A 17,816-nucleotide genomic window follows, 5' to 3' on the forward strand; every position below is an offset into this window, starting at 1 on the left:
CAACAAGGGGCGGTCACCCAAGGAAGGACGACCACCCCCACGATGCCGATCAGAGCGCCAAGCGCTCCCGCACGACCGCGGCCAGACCCTCGGCCACCTCGGTGGCGCGCTCGGTGGTCTCCGCCTCGACCATGACCCGGACGACGGGCTCCGTGCCGGACGGACGCAGCAGGACGCGACCGCCGGCACCCAGTTCGCGGCTCGCCGCGGTCACGGCCGAGTTGACCTCGGGGTCGATGCCGGCGCGGGCCTTGTTGACGTTCTTGACGTTGATCATGACCTGCGGCAGGCGGGTCATGACCGAGCCGAGGTCGGCGAGCGTGCGTCCCGACGACACGACCTGCGCGGCCACGTGCAGGGCCGTCAGGACGCCGTCGCCGGTGGTCGCGAACTCGCTCATGATCACGTGGCCGGACTGCTCGCCGCCGAGGGTGAAGCCGTTGGCGTTCATGGATTCCAGCACGTAGCGGTCGCCCACCTTGGTCTGGTCCACCCGGATCCCGTTCGCGGTCATGGCTTGGACGAAGCCCAGGTTGCTCATGACCGTGGCCACCACGGTGTCGGAGTGCAGGGCGCCCGACTCCTTGAGCGCCAACGCCAGGATCGCGAGGATCTGGTCGCCGTCGACGACGTTGCCCGCGGCATCAACCGAGAGGCAGCGATCGGCGTCCCCGTCGAACGCGAAGCCGAGGTCGGCGCCGTGGTGGACGACCGCGGCGCGGAGACCCTCCATGTGCGTCGAACCGGCGTTCTCGTTGATGTTGGTGCCCGACGGCTCGGCGTTGATCGCGACGACCTCGGCGCCCTGCGCCGCGAAGGCCGCGGGACCCGTCATGAAGGCGGCACCGTTCGCGCAGTCGAGCACCACCTTGAGACCGTGCAGCGAACCCTCGTCGCCGAGCGAGCTCACCAGGTGGGCCACGTAGGCCTCGACGAGTTCGGGACGGTCGTACACCCGCCCGACGCGATCGCCGGTCGGCCGCTCCCACTCCTGGCCCAGGCGAGCCTCGATCACGTCCTCGAGGGTGTCATCGAGCTTGACGCCGCCGCGGGCGAAGAACTTGATGCCGTTGTCGGGCATGGGGTTGTGCGAGGCCGAGAGCATGACCCCGAGGTCGGCGTCCAGGTGGTTGACCAGGAAGGCCGCGCCGGGGGTCGGCACGACGCCGACGCGGATGACGTCGACTCCCGCCGAGGCGAGACCGGCCACGACGGCCGACTCGAGGAATTCGCCGGAGGCACGGGGATCACGCGCAACGAGGGCCACCGGACGGTGACCCTCGAAGGCCCCGGACTCGCCGAGGACGTGCGCGGCCGCCACCGAGAGCTCGAGAGCGAGCTCCGCGGTGAGGTCCACATTCGCCTTGCCCCGGACCCCATCGGTACCGAAGAGCCGTGGCACGACGATCAACGCTTGCTGTACTGAGGCGCCTTGCGGGCCTTCTTGAGACCAGCCTTCTTGCGCTCCTTGACGCGAGCGTCACGGGAGAGCAGACCGGCCTTCTTGAGCGCCGGGCGCGAGGCCTCGACGTCGATGGCGTTGAGCGCGCGCGCGATCGCGAGGCGCAGGGCACCGGCCTGGCCGGTCACGCCGCCGCCGATGATCTTCGCGATCACGTCGTACGAGCCCTCGACGGCCGCGGTCACGAACGGCTCGTTGATGGTCTGCTGGTGCAGCTTGTTGGGGAAGTACTCCTCCAGCGTGCGGCCGTTGATCTTGAACTGGCCGGTGCCGGGGACGAGGCGCGCACGGGCGATGGCCTCCTTGCGGCGGCCGGTGGCAGCGCCGGGTGCGACGACGGCGGGACGGGAGCCCGGGGTCGCGCTGGACGGGGTGGCCTCCGCGCGGTACGCGATCTCGCGGTCACCCTCCTCAAAGGGAGTGATCTCGTCGGCGAGGACGTCTTCAGTGGTGGTGTCGGTCACGATGGTTCCTTGGCTCACTGGGCGATCTGGGTGATCTCGTACGGCTGCGGCTGCTGCGCGGCGTGGGGGTGCTCGGGGCCGGAGTAGACCTTGAGCTTCTTGATGACCTGACGGCTCAACTTGTTCTTCGGCAGCATGCCCCAGACGGCGCGCTCGACGGCCTTGCGCGGGTCGGTGGCGAGCAGTTCACCGTACGGAACGGCGCTGAGGCCGCCCGGACGACCGGAGTGGCGGTAGGCCATCTTGGTGGTGGCCTTGTTGCCGGTCAGGGCGATCTTGGAGGCGTTGACGATGATGACGAAGTCGCCACCGTCTACGTGGGGAGCGAAGCTCGGCTTGTGCTTGCCACGCAGGAGCGTGGCGGCAGTGACGGCCAGGCGGCCGAGGACGACGTCGGAGGCGTCGATCACATGCCAGTTCCTGGTGATCTCACCAGGCTTGGGAGTGTACGTGGACACGCGGGTAACCCATCTGTCATCGGGGAGCTGCAGGGGCTACCGCTGGACGCCTCCCCGGACACGTCACAGCGCAACAGCGACCCAGATTACCCCGGTTCGGGCTGGCCGGTCAAAACCACAGCAGGGCGGGCGAACCCCCTTGCCCCGGGCTCAACGACAGCCCGTAGGAGACATTGGCGCAAACCTTCCCGCGGCGTCGGCACCAGTGGCAAGGTAAGCCCATGAGTTCAAGGGTGAACAACGGACAGGTTCAGGTGAACAACCCCGACGAAGTGCGCAACGTGGTGCTGGTCGGCAATGCGGGGTCGGGCAAGACGTCGCTGTTCGAGCAGTTGCTGCGGGCGCGAGTCGCCGGCTACAGGGGCGAGAAGGACGACGCCGAGCGCCTTTCCCAGCTCTACCTCGCGTCCCTCGTCACGGGCGACGTGTTCGTCAACCTCCTCGACGCCCCCGGCCACCCGGACTTCGTCGGCGAGCTCCGCGCCGGTCTCCGTGCCGCGGACGCCGCGATCTTCGTCGTGAGCGCGGCCGACGGCATCGACGGCGCGGCCCAGGCCCTGTGGGAGGAGTGCGCCGAGGCGGGACTCCCCCGCGTCATCGCCCTCACCAAGCTCGACGCCGCGCACTCCGACTTCGACACTGTCGTGGATGACCTGAAGCAGAAGTTCGGCGAGGGCGTCCTGCCCACGCACGTGCCCGTCGGGTCCGGCACCGGCATCACCGGAACCGTCGGCGTCCACTCGCGACGCTTCCGTGACTACTCCGGCGGCGGCGAGCCCGTCCTGCACGAGCAGGACGGCACCCACGACGACCTCATCGAGCCCCACCGCGGCCCGCTCATCGAGGGCCTCATCGAGGAGGCCGACGACGCCGAGCTCATGGACACCTACCTCGAGGGCGACGACCCCGGTCGGGACAAGCTGCTCGACGACCTGATGAAGGCGACGGCGGGAGCGAACCTGTTCCCCGTCGTACCGGTCGTCCAGTCGAGCGGTCTCGGGACCGAGGAGTTGCTCAGCCTCATCGAGCACGGCTTCCCGACCCCGAGCCTCCACCCGAACCCGAGCCCGGTGAAGCTGAACGGCGAGGTGCTCGACCCCGCGCCGTCCGACCCCGGCGCCCCCCTGGTCGCCCAGGTGATCCGCACGACGACGGACCCCTTCGCCGGCCGCCTGTCGATGGTTCGGATCTTCTCCGGCACGCTGCGCACCGACGACCTCGTCCACATCTCCGGCCACCGGTCGTTCTTCGAGGGCGACGAGGACGGCGCTGAGCACGACCACGACGACGAGGAGCGGATCGGCATCATCCAGGAGGCCGTGGGCACGGAACTCAAGCCCCAGTCGTCCGCCATCGCCGGTGAGATCGTGATGTTGCCCAAGCTGACCACCGCCGAGACCGGCGACACGATCTCCGCACCGGGGAACGTCGTGGTCGTGCCGAACTGGAAGATGCCGAAGGCGCTGCTCCCGCTGGCCATCAGGGCCGCCACACGCAACGACGAGGACAAGCTGTCCACCGCCCTGCAGCGCCTGGCCGTCGAGGACGCCACGGTGAAGCTCGCCCGGGGGGCGTCCGACCAGCTGGTGCTCTGGACGACCGGGCAGGCGCACGCGGACCTGCTCCTCAACCGCCTGAAGGAGCGCTACGGGGTCAACGTCCAGCAGGAGGAGGTGAAGATCGCCCTGCGCGAGACCTTCACCGCCAAGGCGACGGCGGTCGGACGCCACGTCAAGCAGTCCGGCGGGCACGGCCAGTACGCCGTCGTGAACATCGACGTCGAGCCGCTGGAGCGAGGCGCGGGCTTCGAGTTCGTCGACAAGGTGGTGGGTGGCGCGGTGCCGCGCAACTTCATCCCCTCGGTGGAGAAGGGCGTCAAGGCCCAGCTGGAGAAGGGCGTCATCGCCGGCTTCCCGATGGTGGACGTCCGCGTGACCCTCTTCGACGGCAAGGCCCACTCGGTGGACTCCTCCGACATGGCGTTCCAGATGGCGGCCGCCGCCGCGCTGAAGGAAGCCGCGATCATCGGCAGGAACGTCGCGCTCCTGGAGCCGGTCGACCTGGTCACGGTCACCGTGGGCGAGGAGCACATGGGCGCGGTCATGACCGACCTCTCCGGGCGCCGCGGCCAGGTCCAGGGCACCGACACCGACGGCCGCAAGGTCGTCATCAGGGCCGTCGTCCCCCAGCTGGAGATGTCCCGCTACGCGATCGACCTGCGCAGCCTCGCCCAGGGTGGCGGCACGTTCACCCGGGCGTTCCACGGCTACGAACTGCTGCCCCCGAACCTGGTGGAGAAGTTCGCGCGGAAGGAGTGACCGACCGCCCGACCGTTCGACCCGCGTGAGCCCGCCCTCCGGGGCGGGCTCCCGTGCCTCTCAGGCAGCGACGTCGGGGGTGGCCGACCGGATCTCGGCCACGTGCGTCCGCGGCTCGACGACGCCGCCCACACCGTGACGGCGCGGGAAGACCCACAGGCGCAGCAGCAGGTAGATGTAGAGGCCCTCCAGGCAGGCGGCCATCACGCGGGCCACCATCACGTGGACGCCGATCCAGTCGAGTAGCGACCCGAACCCCAGGATCCAGATGACGTAGTTGCTGATGATGACGAAGGTGTACTTGCCCGTCTGCTTGCCGAGGTCCCCGTGTTCCCGGAAGTTCAGCCAGCGGTTCAGGAAGAACGCGTAGATCGACGCCAGGCTGTAGCCGATGGAGAAGACGATGCCGTAGGGGAGCCTCCAGAAGTTGGTGATGACGGCCAGCAGCCCCATGTCCAGCAGGAAGGAACTGCCGTTGATCATCGCGTAGCCGATGAAGGTGGTCGGCAGGACCCGCTGCACCGCGTGCGGAAGGGCACCGCGGACGCGTGTGGTCATCTCGGCGAACCACCGAGCCGCCGCGCCGTTGCCCTCCTCGTCCCGCATGGAGGAAGAATAGGGCCTCCATGCAAGTCCGACACACCGGTTGCCGCCAGGTTGGCGAGGGGTCAGACCTGGCGCAGGAAGGCCAAGGTCCCGTCGGCGAACATCTGGACCGCGATCGCCGCGAGCAGCATGCCGGCGACGCGGGTCAGCAGGACGGTCCCCGAGTGGTGCAGGACCCGCTGGATCGCTCCCGCGAAGCGCAGGAACACCCAGACCAGCACCAGGGCGGCGACCAGCCCGAGCCCGACGGTGACGTAGCCCCACACCCCCGCCGATCGGGCCTGCTGGACGGCCAGCATCATGGCGACGATAGAGCCGGGCCCGGCCAGCAGGGGGATCCCCAGCGGCACGATCGCCACGTTGGTGCTCACGTCGGTGACCTGCCCCTCCCCCACCCCCGTGAGCAACTGCATGGCGACCAGCAGGAGCAACAGCCCGCCGGACACCTGGAGCGCCTCGATGGTGATGTGCAGGTAGTCGAGGATGAGGCGTCCGAAGATCGCGAACATCCCGATGACACCGAACGCCACCATGGACGCCCCCAGGGCGGCCCGGTTGCGCTGCCGCTGGTCCATGCGCCCGGTGAGGCCGAGGAAGACGGGCAGCAGGCCGGGCGGGTCGAGGATGACGAACAGCGTCAGGAGCGTTGAGGTGAAGAGGAAGGCGTCGACCACCTCACCACGCTACATCTTTCTGCGATGCGCTGTCAGATCCGGAAGATCGGTTGCATTCCCGCCGGAATGGCGTGAGAATCCACGATCTGCTTGCCGAACGGGAAGCACGTGACCGGGATCATCTTGACGTTGGCGATGGCCAGCGGGATGCCCACGATCGTGACCGCCTGCGCGGCTGCGGTCGTCAGATGGCCCAGCGCGAGCCAGAGCCCCCCGATGACGAACCAGAGCCCGTTCATGATGGCCGACCCGGCGCCCGCCCCGGGCTTGGACACCACGGTCTTCCCGAACGGCCACAGCGCATACGCCCCCATGCGGAACGACGCCACCCCCACCGGGATCGTGACGATGAGGAGGCAGGCCAGCAGCCCGAAGAAGAAGTAGCCCAGGGCGAGCCAGAGGCCGCCGAGGAGAAGCCAGATGACGTTCAGCAGGAACCGCATGGAGGTGCTCCTTTCCGTTCTCCCCTCACGGTACCGGGCCGGTATCCTCGGTGGGTGCCGCGCCCCGATCGTCCTCGCATCCACCGTGAGGTGGTGTCGTACGTGCGCCGTTCCGCGCGCATGAACGCGTCACAGGAGAAGGCATGGACGACGCTGGCCGAGAAGTTCGTCGTGGACGTGCCCGCCCGGGAACTCTCCACCTCCGTCCACCCCGACGCCCAGGTCGACTGGGCAACCGAGTTCGGACGCCGCGCCCCCCTCTTCGTCGAGATCGGCTCCGGACGCGGTGAGGCGCTCGTCGCGCTGGCCGAGCGGCACCCCGAGGCGGACGTCGTGGCCTTCGAGGTGTTCCAGCCCGCCGTGGCGTCCACGCTGAGCCGCATCAACCGGCACAACGTGACCAACGTCCGCGTCGTGCTGGCCAACGGCGTCGAGGGCCTGGAACACCTCTTCGGGCCCGCGAGCATCACCGAGTTGTGGACGTTCTTCCCCGACCCCTGGCACAAGCCGCGGCACCACAAGCGTCGCCTCGTCAGCCCCGAGTTCGCTGCGCTGGTCGCCTCCCGCCTCACCCCGGACGGCCTCTGGCGCCTGGCCACCGACTGGCAGGACTACGCGGACGCGATGCGTGAGGTCCTCGACGTCGCCCCCGGGCTGGTCAACATCCACGGCGGTTGGGCGCCGCGCTGGACCGAGCGTCCCCTCACCAAGTACGAGCAGCGCGGCCTGGACGCCGGGCGCGAGGTGCGCGACCTGACGTACGCCTGCGCCGACACGGCCACCGGCGAGGTCCCCACGGTGGGTGACCTGCTGTACCGGGAGCCCTTGGCCGAGCCCGCCGGGGAGATCCCGCTGTGACCACCCGGTACCGCCTCGACCTGGCCTACGACGGCCGGGACTTCCATGGTTGGGCGGCCCAGGACGGCCTGCGGACCGTCCAGGGCACCCTCGAGCACTGGATCACCACCGTGCTCCGCCTGCCCGAGCCCGTCCGCCTCACCGTGGCCGGCCGCACGGACGCCGGCGTCCATGCCCGCGGGCAGGTCGCCCACGTCGACCTCCCCGGCCCGGATGTCGCGGCCGAACTGCTCCGACGGCTGGATCGCGTGCTGCCCGAGGACCTCGTCGTGAGCCGCGTCACGGTGGCCCCGAACGGATTCGACGCGCGCTTCGCCGCGATCTGGCGCCGCTACGTGTTCCGGTTGGCCGACAGGGCACCCGACCCCCTGCAGCGCCACATGGCCGTCCGCGTGCGCGGCCCGCTCGACGTCGCCGCGATGGACGCCGGCGCCCGCTCGCTGGTGGGCCTCCACGACTTCGGGGCCTTCTGCAAGCGCCGCGAGGGGGCGACCACGATCCGCGAGATGCTCGAGTGCCACGCCGAGCGGTCCCCCGCCACCGGGCTGGTCGAGGTCACGCTGCGCGCCGACGCGTTCTGCCACTCGATGGTCCGCTCGGTGGTGGGCGCCCTGGTCGCCGTCGGCACCGGCCAGCGGGACGCCGCCTGGCTCGCGGGCCTGGTCGACCAGCCGACGCGCGCCGGGGACGTCACCGTCCTCCCCCCGCACGGCCTGGTCCTGGAGGAGGTCGGCTACCCCGCCGACGACCAGCTTTCGGCCCGCCAGGCCGAGTCCCGTGCCCGCCGCGACGAGAGGCAGCCATGACGCACTACTTCGAGACGCCCACCTCCGACGAGCGGCGCCGCACCATCGGCGTCCGCTTCTGGGACACCGACTGGACCTTCACGACGGCGGCCGGCGTGTTCTCCGGCGACGGCCTCGACCTCGGCACGGCCGTCCTGCTGCGCACGCACACCCCGGACGCCGGCGCCCGACGCATCCTCGACCTGGGCTGCGGGTACGGCGTCCTGGCGGTGGCCGCGGCATCCGCGGCGCCGGACGCGCGGGTGGACGCCGTCGACACCAACGAGCGGGCCCTCGCCCTCACCCGGCTCAACGCCGCGGCCAACGGCGTCGGCGACCGCGTACACGCGTCGCTGCCGGACGAGGCCGACCCCGAGGCCCGCTACGACGAGATCTGGTCGAATCCGCCGATCCGCATCGGCAAGGAGGCCCTCCACGCCCTGCTGTTGCACTGGCTGGCGCGGCTGGCCCCGGGCGGCGTCGCCCGGCTGGTGGTCGGCCGCAACCTGGGCGCCGACTCGCTGCAGCGCTGGCTGGGCGAGCAGGGCTACCGGTGTGACCGGACGGCGTCGGCGAAGGGATTCCGCGTGTTCGAGGTGGCACCCCTTGCGTCGGAAAGCACCTCCAACTAGCCTCGATCCATGTAAGCGCTGGGAACACCGGGGCTGGAGAGGAGTGCTCATGGGTATCGGAGACAAAATCTCGAACAAGGCCGAGGAGCTTGGCGGCAAGGTCAAGGAGACCGCCGGCGACCTGACCGACAACGAACGCCTCGAAGCCGAGGGCAAGGCCGACCAGGCCGCCGCCAAGGCGAAGCAGGCGGGCGAGAACGTCAAGGATGCCGGTCGCGACGTCGCCGAGGGTGTCAAGGACGCCTTCAAGTAACAGCACTCGTCCACCACGACGACCCAACCGGGGTGCGGGAACCACGTTCCTGCACCCCGGTTGCTTGTTGGCGGACGATTGGTCCGCGCCGTTCCCGGGGGGTTAAGGTGTCCCCGGACCCGCGTGGGGGAACTCCGGTGCAAGACCGGGACTGACCCGCAGCCGTGACATCGCCCGTTCGATGGAGTCGGAATGCCCGCCGGTGCCACGGAAACCATTCAACCCGTCGAGGCACGCGGGTGGGGACCGGTCCCAGTCGGGACCCGTCGCACCCTGGGTGCCCCAGTGAGGACCACGATGTATCGCCTCTGGAAGTTGCTCGTGATCGGGCTCGTCACGATGCTGGCGCTCACCACCGCCGCCCTCCCCGCCCACGCCACCACGGACGCCGCGCGTGCGACCGCCCGCTGGGTCGCCGCCAACCTCGAAGCCAACGAGGTCGCGAGCTTCCCGTCCTCGACGGCCGACGCCCTCATCGTCTTCGCCGCCGGCCAGGACCCGACCACCGTGGACGAGGTCGCCACCCTGCTGGAGGCGCTGCAGACCACGGGCCCTGAGTACGCGCAGGGCGCCCCCGACGGCGCGGCCAAGCTGGCGATCGCGCTGGACGCCGTGGGCGAGGACCCGCGCACCTTCCTCCCGGGCGTCGACCTCATCGACATCGTCGAGAACGGCATCGCCGAGGACGGCAGCATCGGCGAATGGCCCGGCCCGTTCGCGAGCGGCCTGGCCGCCGTGGCGCTGGACCGCGCCGGCGAGGAGGTCCCCGCGAACCTGATCGATTACCTGGTCACGTACCGCAACGCCGACGGCGGCTTCGGCTTCGCTCCCGGCGTCGCGTCGGACGCCGACAACACGGCCCTGGCCCTCCTGGCCCTCCTCGCCGCCGGCCGCACCGACCTGGCCGCCGACGCGATCGCTTGGGCGCACGACGCGCAGGCCGACGACGGCTCCTGGGACGGCTGGGTCCCCGCCAACTCGACCGCGATCCTCGGCGCCTCCCTGGCCACCGCCGGTGAGCCGGTCGACGAGGCGCTCGCCTTCGTGCTGGCCGCACAGGATGCCTCCGGCGCCTTCCTCGTGGACGGCAAGGCGGACTGGTTCCTCACCACGCAGGCCATCCTGCTCGTCGCCGGCGTCTCCTACTACGACGTCGCTTGGGACCTGACCGCGCAGCCCACCCCCTCGGCCTCCGCGACCCCGTCCGCCTCCGCGACCCCGTCCGCCTCCGCCACCCCGTCCGCGTCCGCGTCGGCGACCCCGTCCGCCTCGGCCACTCCGTCCGCCTCGGCCACCCCGGAGCCGACCGTGACCCCGGAGCCGACCGCGACCCCCGGGCCCAGCGCGTCCGCCGAGCCGACCGCGTCGGTGACCCCGGCCCCGGTGGCCACCTCCGTGGCCCAGCCGGGTGACCGCCTGCCGCAGACGGGCACCGGGACCGAGCCGTGGTTCGTCGCTGCTGCCTCGCTGCTGGCGCTGGTGGGCGCCGGCCTGCTCGTCGCCCGCCGCCACGTGACGCGATGAACCGCCTGGTCCGCGGTCTCGCCACGCTCGCGGTCGGCCTGATCGCCGCTGCCGGGGCCCTCGTGGCCCCGGGAGCGGCGACCCCGGCCGAGGCCGCGGCCTCCTGCGACGGCGTCTGGGTCGTCGTGGGCGGGCAGGGGACGGGGTGCGCCACCAGCTACAGCACCGGCAAGGTCGCACTGCAGAGCGCCGGGTTCACCGTCCGCGACAAGAGCCCCGGCTTCCTGTGCCAGATCAACGGCTATCCGTCGACCTGCACCGTCACGAACGACGCCCACTGGTCGTACTGGCAGGCCAGCCGCAACGCGGACGGGTCGTGGGGTCCGTGGCGCTACTCGAGCCTGGGCTACACCTCGACCTCGCCGAGGAAGGGCGACGCGGAGGGGTGGGCCTTCGGCTCGGGGCAGACCGGTCCCCGCCCGCCCGCCCCGCCGGCCGCTCCTGCGCCGGCTCCGACCCAGCCCCCGGCACCGGCCCCGACCCGGGCCCCCGCACCGGCGCCCACGACCCAGGCCCCCGCGCCGACCCAGGCACCCACCAGGGCCTCCACGCCTGCCCCGGCCTCCAAGGCACCGCGGGCCACGGCATCGACCACGCAGGGGGCGGCCTCGAAGGCGCCCGCCTCGCCCGCGCCCGCCGGCACCGAGGCTGTCCTCCCGGCGGACGCCCCGACCCCGGACGCTGCGCCGTCCGAGACGCCCGTCGTTGAGCCGTCGCCCGCGATCTCCTCGGCGACACAGACGGCCCAGGCCGCTCCCCCGGCGTCCGCGACCCCGGTCGGCGACAGCTCCGGGGGCACCCCGGTTGGCCTGCTCGCGACGGCGGGCATCGTCGTCGCCGGGGGTGGCGCCCTGGGTGGTTGGGCCCTCATGCGCCGGCGAGGGATCTGACGCCCTTGATGCACCCTTGGGCGTGGTGGGCGTGGGCCCTCGGCGTGGCGGCGGCGGTGTCGCTGACCACGAGCCCACTCCTGCTCGCCCTGGTGGCGCTGGCGGTCACCGCCGTCGTCCTGCTTCGCCGGACCGACTCCCCTTGGGCCCGCTCCATCGGCGCCTACTTCGCCCTGGCCGGGATCATCATCCTCATCCGGCTGTTCTTCCAGCTCGTCGTGGGCGCGGGGATGGGGTCCACCGTCCTGTTCACGCTGCCCGAGGTCGAGCTGCCGGCCTGGGCGGCCGGCATCCGCCTGGGTGGGCCGGTCAACGCGGAGGGCCTCGTGTACGCCACCTACGAGGCGCTGCGCCTCGGGGTGATGCTCCTGTGCCTGGGCGCCGCGAACGCCCTGGCCAACCCGCGTCGCGCCCTGCGCAGCGTGCCCGCCGCCCTCTACGAGGCGTCCGTGGCCATCGTCATCGCCCTGTCCGTGGCGCCCCAAGTCGTCCAGTCCGTGCAACGGGTCCGGCGGGCGCGACGCCTCCGCGGAGGCGCCTCGTCCGGCTGGCAGGCGGTCAAGGCGGTCGTCATCCCGGTGCTGGCGGACGCCATCGACCGGTCCCTGGCGCTGGCCACCAGCATGGAGGCCCGCGGTTTCGGCCGGACACGCGACCAGTCCTCACCGCACCCCCTGCTCGTCGTCGGCCTCCTCGTCGCCATGATGGCGGCGACGGTCGGCGTCTTCCTCGTGCTCGGGTCACCCGAGACGGGCCTGACCGGCGGCGTCCTCCTCGCACTCGGGGTGGTCGGCACCATCCTCGGCCTCCGGGTGAGCGGACGCCGCCTGTCGGTGACCCGCCATCGCCCCCAGTCCTGGACGCTCCGCGACACCGCCGTCGCCCTGTGCGGGCTGGCGGCGCTCACGGTCGCCGTGCTCGCGAACAGTCCCACGGTCCCGGGCGCCTTCGACGCGTTCCACCCGTCCATCGACCCCATCGCCTGGCCCGCGCTCCATCCCCTGATGCTGGTCGTCGCGGCCCTGGCCGCCGCCCCCCTGCTCCTGTCGACGGCCCCGGCGCTCGCCGTGACCCGGCCCGCCCACCAGCCTGACGCCGCCCTCGGGAGGACCCCATGATCACCTTCGACGACGTCACCATCACCTACGCGGACGCCGCCGCGCCCACCCTGCGGGGCGTGACGCTGCACATCCCCGAGGGCGACCTCGCCGTCGTCGTCGGACGCACCGGCACGGGCAAGTCGACGCTGCTCGGCGCCATCAACGGCCTGGTGCCCCACTTCACGGGCGGAACCCTGGCCGGTGATGTCTCCGTGGCCGGTCGGTCGACGCGCACCTCCCGCCCGCGCGACCTCGCGGACGTCGTGGGCTGGGTGGGGCAGGATCCCCTCGCCGGCTTCGTCACCGACACCGTCGAGGAGGAGGTCGCCTACGGCATGGAGCAACTGGGCATGGCCCCCGCGGCCATGCGCAAGCGTGTCGAGGAGACCCTCGACCTGATGGGCATCGCGGACCTGCGTCGCCGTCCCGTGGTCGACCTCTCCGGTGGACAGCAGCAGCGGGTGGCCATCGCGTCCGTGCTGGCGGCGCAGCCGCGAGTTCTGGTGCTCGACGAACCGACGTCCGCACTCGACCCGACGGCCGCCCAAGACGTGTTGTCGGCCATCACCACGCTCGTCCACGAGGTCGGCCTCACCGTCGTCCTGGCTGAGCACCGACTCGAGCGCGTGCTCCACCAGGCCGACACGCTGGTCTGGCTCCCCCAGGGCCGCGGCGACGTGGTCGTCGGGCCGCCCGCCGAGGTGCTCGTCGCCTGCGACGTCCGCCCCCCGCTGGCCCGCCTGGCCGCCGCGCTCGGCTGGGACGCCGTCCCCGGCTCGGTGCGGGACGCCCGCCGCCGGGCGCAGCGCGAGGCGATCCGGGTCACCGCCCCCTCCGATCCGCCACGTCCGGACGCCGTGCGCGCCGGCGTCCGGGACCTGCGCGTCGCGTACGGCGACACCGTCGCCGTGGACCGGGTGACGCTCGACCTGCACGGCGGGGAGGTCACCTGCCTGATGGGTCGCAACGGTGCCGGCAAGTCATCGTTGCTGTGGGCGGTTCAGGGCGGTACCCGCAGCACCGGGGACGTGGTCGTCGACGGGTGCGACCCACGCCCCCTGAAGGCCCCCGAGGCCCGCACGCTGGTGAGTCTCGTCCCCCAGACGGCCGCCGACCTGCTGTACCTGCCGCGCGTGGCGGAGGAACTTGACCAGGCCGACCGGGAGACCCGTTCGGCACCGGGAACAGCCGCTGCGATGCTCGCCCGCCTCGGCGCCGACCTGCCGCCGGACGCCGACCCGCGCGACCTCTCCGAGGGACAGCGACTGGCCCTGGTCCTCGCCCTCCAGCTGACCGCGGGCCCGGGCGTCGTGCTCCTGGACGAGCCCACCCGTGGCCTCGACTACGCCATGAAGGACCACCTCGGTGTAATCCTGGCGGACCTCGCCGCGGAGGGCCGCGCCGTCGTCGTCAGCACCCACGACGTCGAGTTCGCCGCCGGCTTCACCCAGCGGACGATCGTCATGGCCGACGGTGAGGTCATCGCTGACGGGCCAACCCGGGCGGTGCTGACGAGTTCCCCCACGTTCGCACCGCAGACAGCCAAGGTCTTCGCGCCCGTTCCGGTGCTGGTCCCCGGTGAGGTGCGGCGGTGACGACCCCGCACCGCGCCATCGGCCCACGCACCGAGTCCACCCCGGTGGACGCCGTCCACCTGGCGCCCCGCGCCGTCGCCATGCTGGCGGTGGCCTGCATCGCTGGGCTCGCGGCGTTCGCGTGGCCGTTGTTCCTGCGCCCCGACTCGGCGGTGAACCCGGTGCAGGCCCCGCTGCTGTTCGCGGCCGTGCTCCCGTTGGTGCTGGCGGTGGTGGTGTCCGAGCTGACGGGCAACGGCATGGACGTGAAGGGGCTGGCCCTCCTGGGCGTCCTGAGCGCCGTGGGAGCCGTCCTGCGCCCACTCGGGGCGGGGACGGCCGGGCTGGAGCCGATCTTCTTCCTGCTGATCATCGGCGGCCGGGTCCTCGGGCCCGGCTTCGGCTTCGCCCAGGGGGCGATCACCCTGTTCGCGTCCGCTCTGCTGACCGCCGGCGTGGGCCCTTGGCTCCCGTACCAGATGGTGGCCGCCGGGTTCGTCGGCCTGGGGGCCGGTTTGCTGCCGCGGGTCCGCGGGTGGGCGGAGATCGCCCTGCTCGGAGTGTGGGGTTTCGCGTCCGCGTTCGCGTACGGCTGGCTGTTGGACTTCGCGTTCTGGCCCTTCGGGATCGGCAACACGACGCAGTTGTCGTTCGACCCGTCCGCGAGCGCGCTGGAGAACCTGCACGTGTTCGCGCTGTACAACCTCGTCACCTCGATGGGCTGGAACCTGGGGCGCGCCCTCACCAGCGTCGTCCTGATCGTGGTCATCGCGCCGGGGCTGCTCCACATCCTGAGACGCGCGGCACGCCGAGCCGCGTTCGCACCCCGCTGACCCCGGGCGTCCGACGCCGCGCTTGCCCTGCCGGTCCCGGGGAATAGGGTGGTGACGTTCGCCGTTGGACCCAACAGGACCACCTGAGAGGATGAAGTAACGATGACGTACACCCTTCCGGAGCTCGACTACGACTACAGCGCGCTCGAGCCCCACATCTCCGCCCAGATCATGGAGCTGCACCACAGCAAGCACCACGCCACCTACGTGGCCGGCGCGAACACCGCGCTCGAGAAGCTGGCCGAGGCCCGTGAGTCCGGCAACTTCGCCGCGATCAACAAGCTCGAGAAGGACCTGGCCTTCCACCTCGGAGGCCACGTGAACCACTCCGTGTTCTGGAAGAACATGTCCCCCGACGGTGGCGGTCAGCCCGAGGGTGAGGTCGCGGCCGCGATCGACGAGTTCTTCGGCTCGTTCGAGGGGTTCCAGAAGCAGTTCAACGAGGTCGCCAACGGCATCCAGGGCTCCGGCTGGTCGATGCTGGTGTGGGACACCCTGGGCCAGCGCCTCAACATCAACCAGCTCTTCGACCAGCAGGGCAACCTGCCGGTGGGTCAGCTGCCGATCCTCCAGCTCGACATGTGGGAGCACGCGTTCTACCTGCAGTACAAGAACGTGAAGGGCGACTACGTCAAGGCTTGGTGGAACGTCGTCAACTGGACCAACGTGTCGGAGCGCCTTGCTGCCGCTCGCGCCACCCAGGTCGCCTACTGAGGTAGTTCGGCCCCCCGCCTTTCCCTGCTGGGCGGCGTCCGAATGCGGACGCCGCCCAGCGGCTTGTCCGGACGATTCGCATGGCAACCTGACGAAACCCTGAGAACTGACTTGAGAAATTCTCAGCGTGGGCACAGACTGGACCAGTACCAGCAGTCGCACGTCAGGAGTTCCTCCGTTGCCCATCTCGACCAAGCTCGTCGCAGCCGTCTCCAGCGCAGTCATGCTGGTCACCGGAGCAGGCGTCGCACTGGGAGCCACCCAGCAACTCAACGCGCCCACCGCCACCGCGGCCATCGCCCCCGTCGTCACCTCCACCGAGGTCCGCGTGTGGGCCGACAACACCACCACGGCGGTCACCCTGGGCGCCGACGCCACCGTCGCCGCCGCCATCGAGGCTGCCGGCATCACGCTCGGTGAGCACGATCGCGTCTCCCCCGGATGGTTCGCGACTCTCACGTTGGGCGACACCGTCATGGTGAGCCGCGTCTCCAAGACGCAGGAGAAGAAGTCGGTTGCGCTCGAGTTCGTGACCACCGAGGTCCAGGACGATTCGCTCCCTCGCGGCGAGCGCAAGGTCAAGACCAAGGGCGTCAACGGGGTCCGCGAGGAGGTCGTCGAGGTCGTCACCGTCGACGGGGTCGTCGAGAGCACGACCACCGTTTCCCAGACCGTCACCCAGGAGCCCGTGAACCAGGTCGTCCGAGTGGGCACCAAGGTGGCCCCGAAGGTCACGTCGCGCTCCGCCGACCGACCGGCCCCCAAGCAGACGTCGGCCCCGAAGCCGACGGCCGCACCCGAGCCGGCCCCGCAGGGCGGTGCGATCAACCTCGCCCGCGCCGACATGTGGGACCGCATCGCCCAGTGCGAGTCCGGCGGCAACTGGTCCATCAACACCGGCAACGGCTACTACGGCGGCCTGCAGTTCAACCTCGCCACGTGGCGGTCGGTCGGCGGCACGGACTTCGCGGCGTACCCGCACCAGGCATCGCGCGCCGAACAGATCACGGTCGCCAACCGCCTGTACGCCCAGCGTGGCCTGCAGCCCTGGGGCTGCGCGTAGCACTCGGGGCCCGATCGGCCCTTCGCACCTCACGACCCCGCGAGCTCCTGCTCGCGGGGTCGTTTGGCGTCCGTGATCACGATCATGTGGCGTCCGGGGCCGTTTGGCGTCCGGGGCCGTTTGGCGTCCGGCGACGGCACCGCCCCGTGAGACAGGACTGGGTGACCCCCTCTGCGCCCCGGCGTCCTCTTGTCAGATACGCCGGATCCCCCGTCCGACGCCGCTTGCTGGCGACGTTCGGAGGGGGATCCGGAGTGCGTGCATCTGGCGTCCGGACTCACCCCGCCTCGTGCGACAGGTCTGGGTGACCCCCTCTGCACCCCGGCTCTTGATCGTCGATACGCCGGATCCCCCGACTGACGCCGTTTGCTGGCGGCGTCCAGCGGGGAATCCGGGGTGCGTGCATCGCCGCCGGCCGCGCGCCCGGTCCAGAGACACGAACGCCCGGCCCCCACGGGGACCGGGCGTTCGGGAATCGCCAAAGGGCGAGGATCAGGCCTGAGCCTTCTCCCCAGCCGGGGCATCCTCAGCCGGGGCCTCGTCGGCGTCCGCAGCATCGGCCTCGTCGGACTCCGCCGTCACGGGGGTGCCCTCGTCGGTCAGCTCGATGTCCTCAGCGGCGACGTCCTCGGGATCGACGACCTCGGGGTCGACGGCCTCGGCCGAAACGACCTCGTCCTCGACAGCCTCGTCCTTGGCCGGCTTGGCGACCTTGGCGGCAGGCTTGGTGGACGCCTTGGGCGCGGCCTTCGTGCCGGACGCCTTGGCCTTGGTCTTGCGGGACTCCTCGACGGTCTCCGACACGATCTCGATGACCGCCATCGGCGCGTTGTCGCCCGAGCGGTTGCCGATCTTGGTGATGCGGGTGTAGCCACCCTCACGGTCGGCCAGCTTCGGCGCGATCTCGGTGAACAGGACGTGCACGACGCCCTTGTCCGTGATCGTCTTCAGCACGATGCGGCGGCTGTGCAGGTCGCCACGCTTGGCCTTGGTGATCATCTTCTCGGCGAGCGGGCGGACGCGCTTGGCCTTGGTCTCGGTGGTGGTGATCCGGCCGTGCTCGAAGAGCTGGCTGGCGAGGTTGGCCAGGATCATCCGCTCGTGGGTCGGGCTGCCGCCGATGCGGGGACCCTTGGTGGGCTTGGGCATGTCGTGAATCTCCTGG

General features: G+C 71.2%; 19 protein-coding genes and 1 riboswitch. Of the genes, 12 read left to right on the top strand and 7 right to left on the bottom strand.

All coding sequences use genetic code 11. The features are described 5' to 3' along the window. Positions 1–49: 49 nt before the first annotated feature. Genes glmM through rplM form a run of 3 tightly spaced genes read right to left on the bottom strand, consistent with a single transcriptional unit; the run spans position 50 to position 2,384 of the window. The gene (gene glmM, locus AC5YDV_RS12760; RefSeq protein ID WP_496183626.1) at positions 50–1,402 is read right to left on the bottom strand and encodes a phosphoglucosamine mutase; all 1,353 of its coding nucleotides are present in this window, start codon (positions 1,400–1,402) and stop codon (positions 50–52) included. 5 nt (positions 1,403–1,407) lie between these two features. Beyond that, complete coding sequence (rpsI, locus tag AC5YDV_RS12765) at positions 1,408–1,926, bottom strand: 30S ribosomal protein S9 (protein WP_496183627.1); 519 nt, start codon at positions 1,924–1,926, stop codon at positions 1,408–1,410. A gap of 14 nt (positions 1,927–1,940) precedes the next feature. Further along, entirely contained in the window at positions 1,941–2,384 is a 444-nt protein-coding gene (gene rplM / locus AC5YDV_RS12770) for a 50S ribosomal protein L13 (RefSeq protein ID WP_496183628.1), read from the bottom strand. A gap of 233 nt (positions 2,385–2,617) precedes the next feature. Here rplM and AC5YDV_RS12775 point away from each other — a divergent pair, with 233 nt between their 5' ends. Further along, on the top strand, positions 2,618–4,702 hold the full coding sequence (locus tag AC5YDV_RS12775) for an elongation factor G-like protein EF-G2 (protein WP_496192502.1): 2,085 nt from the start codon (positions 2,618–2,620) through the stop codon (positions 4,700–4,702). A gap of 60 nt (positions 4,703–4,762) precedes the next feature. Here the strand turns inward: AC5YDV_RS12775 and AC5YDV_RS12780 are convergent, their stop codons facing one another. The 3 genes from AC5YDV_RS12780 to AC5YDV_RS12790 form a co-directional block, all read right to left on the bottom strand. After that, entirely contained in the window at positions 4,763–5,260 is a 498-nt protein-coding gene (locus AC5YDV_RS12780) for a GtrA family protein (RefSeq protein WP_496183695.1), read from the bottom strand. A gap of 110 nt (positions 5,261–5,370) precedes the next feature. Then, the gene (locus tag AC5YDV_RS12785) at positions 5,371–5,982 is read right to left on the bottom strand and encodes a MarC family protein (RefSeq protein ID WP_496183630.1); all 612 of its coding nucleotides are present in this window, start codon (positions 5,980–5,982) and stop codon (positions 5,371–5,373) included. Between the two features lie 32 nt (positions 5,983–6,014). Beyond that, positions 6,015–6,425, bottom strand: a complete 411-nt coding sequence (locus AC5YDV_RS12790) for a YccF domain-containing protein (RefSeq protein ID WP_496183631.1) — start codon at positions 6,423–6,425, stop codon at positions 6,015–6,017. 120 nt (positions 6,426–6,545) lie between these two features. Here AC5YDV_RS12790 and trmB point away from each other — a divergent pair, with 120 nt between their 5' ends. The 11 genes from trmB to AC5YDV_RS12845 all read left to right on the top strand — a co-directional run bounded on the left by trmB (position 6,546) and on the right by AC5YDV_RS12845 (position 16,651). Continuing rightward, positions 6,546–7,283 carry a tRNA (guanosine(46)-N7)-methyltransferase TrmB gene (gene trmB, locus AC5YDV_RS12795; RefSeq protein ID WP_496192503.1) on the top strand — a complete coding sequence of 246 codons (738 nt, stop codon included), beginning with the start codon at positions 6,546–6,548 and terminating at the stop codon, positions 7,281–7,283. Then, on the top strand, positions 7,280–8,089 hold the full coding sequence (truA, locus tag AC5YDV_RS12800) for a tRNA pseudouridine(38-40) synthase TruA (protein ID WP_496183633.1): 810 nt from the start codon (positions 7,280–7,282) through the stop codon (positions 8,087–8,089). The genes trmB and truA overlap by 4 nt, the downstream gene beginning before the upstream one ends. Continuing rightward, complete coding sequence (locus AC5YDV_RS12805) at positions 8,086–8,700, top strand: class I SAM-dependent methyltransferase (protein WP_496183634.1); 615 nt, start codon at positions 8,086–8,088, stop codon at positions 8,698–8,700. Before truA ends, AC5YDV_RS12805 begins: the two co-directional genes overlap by 4 nt. Positions 8,701–8,749: 49 nt before the next feature. Then, complete coding sequence (locus tag AC5YDV_RS12810; protein WP_496183635.1) at positions 8,750–8,953, top strand: CsbD family protein; 204 nt, start codon at positions 8,750–8,752, stop codon at positions 8,951–8,953. A gap of 62 nt (positions 8,954–9,015) precedes the next feature. Beyond that, positions 9,016–9,171, top strand: a riboswitch (cobalamin riboswitch). Between the two features lie 79 nt (positions 9,172–9,250). Further along, positions 9,251–10,477, top strand: coding sequence for an LPXTG cell wall anchor domain-containing protein (locus AC5YDV_RS12815; RefSeq protein WP_496183636.1), 1,227 nt, complete (start codon positions 9,251–9,253; stop codon positions 10,475–10,477). Further along, on the top strand, positions 10,474–11,367 hold the full coding sequence (locus AC5YDV_RS12820; RefSeq protein ID WP_496183637.1) for a hypothetical protein: 894 nt from the start codon (positions 10,474–10,476) through the stop codon (positions 11,365–11,367). Before AC5YDV_RS12815 ends, AC5YDV_RS12820 begins: the two co-directional genes overlap by 4 nt. Before the next feature lie 8 nt (positions 11,368–11,375). Continuing rightward, positions 11,376–12,485, top strand: a complete 1,110-nt coding sequence (locus tag AC5YDV_RS12825) for a CbiQ family ECF transporter T component (protein ID WP_496183696.1) — start codon at positions 11,376–11,378, stop codon at positions 12,483–12,485. After that, positions 12,482–14,062, top strand: a complete 1,581-nt coding sequence (locus AC5YDV_RS12830; protein WP_496183638.1) for an ABC transporter ATP-binding protein — start codon at positions 12,482–12,484, stop codon at positions 14,060–14,062. The genes AC5YDV_RS12825 and AC5YDV_RS12830 overlap by 4 nt, the downstream gene beginning before the upstream one ends. An 80-nt stretch (positions 14,063–14,142) precedes the next feature. Next, positions 14,143–14,874 (top strand): ECF transporter S component, encoded by a 732-nt coding sequence (locus AC5YDV_RS12835; protein WP_496183697.1) that lies wholly within the window; start codon positions 14,143–14,145, stop codon positions 14,872–14,874. Between the two features lie 102 nt (positions 14,875–14,976). Beyond that, positions 14,977–15,588, top strand: coding sequence for a superoxide dismutase (locus AC5YDV_RS12840; protein WP_496183639.1), 612 nt, complete (start codon positions 14,977–14,979; stop codon positions 15,586–15,588). A gap of 178 nt (positions 15,589–15,766) precedes the next feature. Next, a complete protein-coding gene (locus AC5YDV_RS12845; protein WP_496183640.1) occupies positions 15,767–16,651 on the top strand; it encodes a resuscitation-promoting factor in 885 nt (294 codons plus the stop codon). A 492-nt stretch (positions 16,652–17,143) separates the two neighbouring features. Here the strand turns inward: AC5YDV_RS12845 and rplQ are convergent, their stop codons facing one another. Further along, on the bottom strand, positions 17,144–17,800 hold the full coding sequence (gene rplQ / locus AC5YDV_RS12850) for a 50S ribosomal protein L17 (RefSeq protein ID WP_496183641.1): 657 nt from the start codon (positions 17,798–17,800) through the stop codon (positions 17,144–17,146). Between the last annotated feature and the right edge of the window lie 16 nt (positions 17,801–17,816).

This window comes from Propioniciclava sp. LT432 (assembly GCF_059515965.1).